The 3,406-nt window shown below is 33.8% G+C and carries 5 protein-coding genes, 1 tRNA gene and 1 pseudogene; 3 read left to right on the forward strand and 4 right to left on the reverse strand.

What is annotated here, in order from left to right:
* Positions 1-137: 137 nt before the first annotated feature.
* Positions 138-293 carry a hypothetical protein gene (locus DVW83_RS15260; protein ID WP_167592120.1) on the reverse strand — a complete coding sequence of 52 codons (156 nt, stop codon included), beginning with the start codon at positions 291-293 and terminating at the stop codon, positions 138-140.
* A gap of 115 nt (positions 294-408) precedes the next feature.
* On the opposite strand from DVW83_RS15260, the gene DVW83_RS14310 reads away from it, so the two are divergent.
* Positions 409-492, forward strand: a tRNA-Leu gene (locus DVW83_RS14310).
* Between the two features lie 189 nt (positions 493-681).
* On the opposite strand, the gene DVW83_RS14315 is transcribed toward DVW83_RS14310, so the two are convergent.
* The 3 genes from DVW83_RS14315 to DVW83_RS14325 all read right to left on the reverse strand — a co-directional run bounded on the left by DVW83_RS14315 (position 682) and on the right by DVW83_RS14325 (position 2,259).
* Positions 682-1,014, reverse strand: coding sequence for a putative quinol monooxygenase (locus DVW83_RS14315; protein WP_104660299.1), 333 nt, complete (start codon positions 1,012-1,014; stop codon positions 682-684).
* 315 nt (positions 1,015-1,329) lie between these two features.
* The gene (locus tag DVW83_RS14320; RefSeq protein WP_104660300.1) at positions 1,330-1,527 is read right to left on the reverse strand and encodes a cold-shock protein; all 198 of its coding nucleotides are present in this window, start codon (positions 1,525-1,527) and stop codon (positions 1,330-1,332) included.
* Positions 1,528-1,983: 456 nt separating this feature from the next.
* Positions 1,984-2,259: a hypothetical protein gene (locus DVW83_RS14325; RefSeq protein WP_104660301.1), complete on the reverse strand. Its 276-nt coding sequence runs from the start codon at positions 2,257-2,259 to the stop codon at positions 1,984-1,986.
* A gap of 340 nt (positions 2,260-2,599) precedes the next feature.
* On the opposite strand from DVW83_RS14325, the gene DVW83_RS14330 reads away from it, so the two are divergent.
* Together DVW83_RS14330 and DVW83_RS16035 are read left to right on the forward strand one after the other, a co-directional pair.
* Positions 2,600-2,809 (forward strand): DUF378 domain-containing protein, encoded by a 210-nt coding sequence (locus DVW83_RS14330; protein ID WP_081133416.1) that lies wholly within the window; start codon positions 2,600-2,602, stop codon positions 2,807-2,809.
* Between the two features lie 493 nt (positions 2,810-3,302).
* Positions 3,303-3,406, forward strand: a pseudogene (locus DVW83_RS16035) (LysM peptidoglycan-binding domain-containing protein); the annotation flags it as partial.

The following is a 3,406-nucleotide window of genomic DNA, read 5'->3' on the forward strand; positions in this document are numbered from 1 at the left end:
GAAAATATATTAAGTTTGATCAATGAGAGACCGGTAAAACATTGTATAGTATTTTACACAGGATTATGGACTTGACTTCATAAAACCAAAATAAAATTTGTTTTTTATTTAAAATTTTTATTGTCATTTTCTTTGTTTTAGCGATATTTATCCCATAAATTTGCTAACCAATCCATCGCGATGCCAATGATGATTCCAAGTACGATACCAAACATCAAATTTTCGAAAATCATCCCAATTGGAATCCCGATAAGCATCCCCAATAAAGCAAATTCACCATCGTATTTCTTCATGTTTCTACTCCTTTTTCAGCTTGACATCTAACTCATTTTTCGCTATCATTAATTGTTGTTTCTATTATAACGTAGGCATGCTTTTTATTGATAGGACTATAATTTTTAGATTCACGCAGATGTGTTGGAATTGGCAGACAAGCATGATTGAGGGTCATGTGAGCTAACGCTCGTGTGGGTTCGAGTCCCATCATCTGCATAATAAAAGAGGGCTAGAGAAAAGTGATCAGCTTTTCTTGCCCTCTTTTTTGTTATAAAAAGTTCATTTTGATTCTTTATTGTTTTCTCATAGGAAGAATAGACATCCCACCAAAAGAGCAACAATGACTCTCTAAAAAATGTATAAGGAATCTTATAAAAAAACGTAATAGTATTTTCAGTTATCTATCTACTTTCTGATAAATGTTGAATCTTCTTGAGGAATTCCATTTTCATCCGTTATATAGCGTTCTACTTTCATATGCAGATCATATTTTTCTCTCAGTTCAGCAATACGGGTCATCATAGGCGAATCATGATGATGATCAATTGCGCGCTGATCCGTCCAACTGTCAATCAGAAGGACTGTTTCTTCATCATCCATAGGGAAAAAGTATTCATATTTAAGATTACCCTTTTCTGCACGAATCGCATCGACAGTCCCGGTTGAAATCATTTCTTTTGCAAATCTTTTTGCATTGCTATTTTCGCCACTATAATAGATGTTCACAGTAATTGCCATTTTTCCGCCTCCTCACTTCTTATCTGAAATTCCTATAAGACTAAATTCTATGACTGAGTGGTGTAAACTCCCTGAACCAGCTGACTCCATAATGATGACACTTTGCAGCTAGATACCAACTGTTGCAAAACAGGCACCTCTCACTATTCAGCATACCGATAAAGTAAAAAATAAAAAACAGACCCAATAAAGTATAAGGTGATATAAATATCTTACCCACACTTTTTGAGCCTGTCAATTTTCACATGTATTGTATAGAAGCAGTTTTACCACAAATAAAAAAACCACCCTATAAGAGGTGGTTAAAGTTCAACATTATTTTACGATATTTATTGCTTGAGGGCCACGTTGACCTTCTTCAATATCAAAAGTCACTGCTTGACCTTCATCTAATGTTTTGAAACCTTCGCCTTGGATAGCTGAGAAATGTGCAAATACATCTTGCCCATCTTCACCAGTGATAAATCCAAAACCTTTGTCTGAGTTAAACCATTTTACTGTACCGTTATTCATATATATTTCCTCCTAATACGTATATAATACGTGTTTTGTTGCAATTAATATTACTTAGTAAAAGGAGTTTTTATAGTGTGAATATATCGCTCAGATTACGTTTCAAATTAGATTACTTACTTAATATAGCATGGATATCCAAACAATGCAAGGATCATCTTCTATAGATTTCACAAAATATCAATTGATCAATAATGGATCGTGCCTGTAGAAGACCAATCTTACTGATATAACCACCTCATCATAGTCAGTAAAACGGGGGACTGCCATGTGAGAAACGCGTTTATAGTTAGCTTCGCTTTTTTTCATAACTTTTAATTCCCTCTTCCTATCCTCTTCATCTATAAAGAGAATTTCTCTCACACGCAAAAATTATATTATATAGAAGAAAATAGTCTAACCATGTCATTCTAACCGATACGTTTTCTATAAAAAAGCTATGTTACTTACAATCATCTATTTTGAATAATTTCTCTTTGGATACTTGCTCTTTTCGAAAATCACAGCAATTTTGGATTTACCTAAGACCGTATAATCCTTGACAACAAATTGATTTCGCTGGTTATAGTAGCCTTTCACATACAGCTTCATTCCCTCGTCGACTTCTGCCAAGAAGTTTAGGCTATGGGCAGCAATCAAACAGTTCACGTTATCTAAGGTAAAACGGATCAATGGACGGGCATTAAGTTTGAGTGTTCTGATTTTACTTACAGTTCCATATTTACGTTCCATTTTACTCACCTCTTACAGCAATTATACGAACACAAGTTCTTTTTTTGCAAGAATTATCTGCTAGTTACCTGATAAAAGTTTCTTGCTTTGTTCGAAACTTTTCACCTATTAACCATCCCTCTCAGCTCTTATATGATCTACTCACCTTATACTCCGAGAATACTTTTCTTATCAGCGTTACCCTTGTAAGGGTACAATCAACACACAAACTTTATTCGAAAAATAGCATATTTTTCAAATAAATTGCTCCATCACTAAGATCCTCACAAGCAGTATTTTAGCCGTAGCCTCTAGATTCGTTTATAATGAACTTATGTCAGATAGGAGAGGAGAAATAACAATGAAAACATTAGACGTAATTGCTTTAACACTATTGATCGTTGGGGGATTGAATTGGTTATTGGTTGGTTTATTAGAATTTGATCTAGTTGCTACAATTGCTGGCGGTTCTACAACAATTTTAGCGAAAGTCATCTATATTGTCGTAGGTATTTGTGCTATTTATTGTTTGAAATTCTTTCCGCTACTTACAAACAGAGTCGAACGATAGACTCATTCATATAAACAAAAGAGTGTAAGAGAACCACTAAATAAATCATAGAGGGTAAGGTAAAAGTGATGTTGCTTTTACCTTACCCTCTAAACTTAGATAAACAGTGGTATCCTACTTAAAAAGAAGCTACTATTTCTTAAGGATTAGAAATACAGATTTTTAGCGTTCTTTTTTATTTTTGTGAAAATAAATCCTTAGGTATCGAACTCTGCTTTTTTCTGCTGATTCTCTAAAATCAGTGCAATAATATAATTAACCTACCTATTTTACCTTTTCTTAATAGTTTGGCTTTGTGAATGTCATAAAGACAGTTTCTTGGTTTAAAGGCAAAGAAAGCTTTCTCAATTACATATATTACTTCATTTATTACAAAAAACGTAGATTTGTCACAAAGTGTCACGAAGCTATTACCTATGAAATATTTCCACGTGTTAAAGTATTCCTCGTTGAACACAACAAATACTTTTTAAAACAACGAAGGAGATTTTACATGAAATCACTTAAAACATTACTTTTTGGAACAACTTTGGCTGCCGGCGCTCTATTCTTTATGGGTACATCTGCACATGCGGACGAAGCTTATACCGTTCAATC

The organism is Enterococcus sp. VV15 (genome assembly GCF_005236045.1).
Taxonomy (GTDB): Bacteria; Bacillota; Bacilli; order Lactobacillales; family Enterococcaceae; genus Enterococcus_B; species Enterococcus_B durans.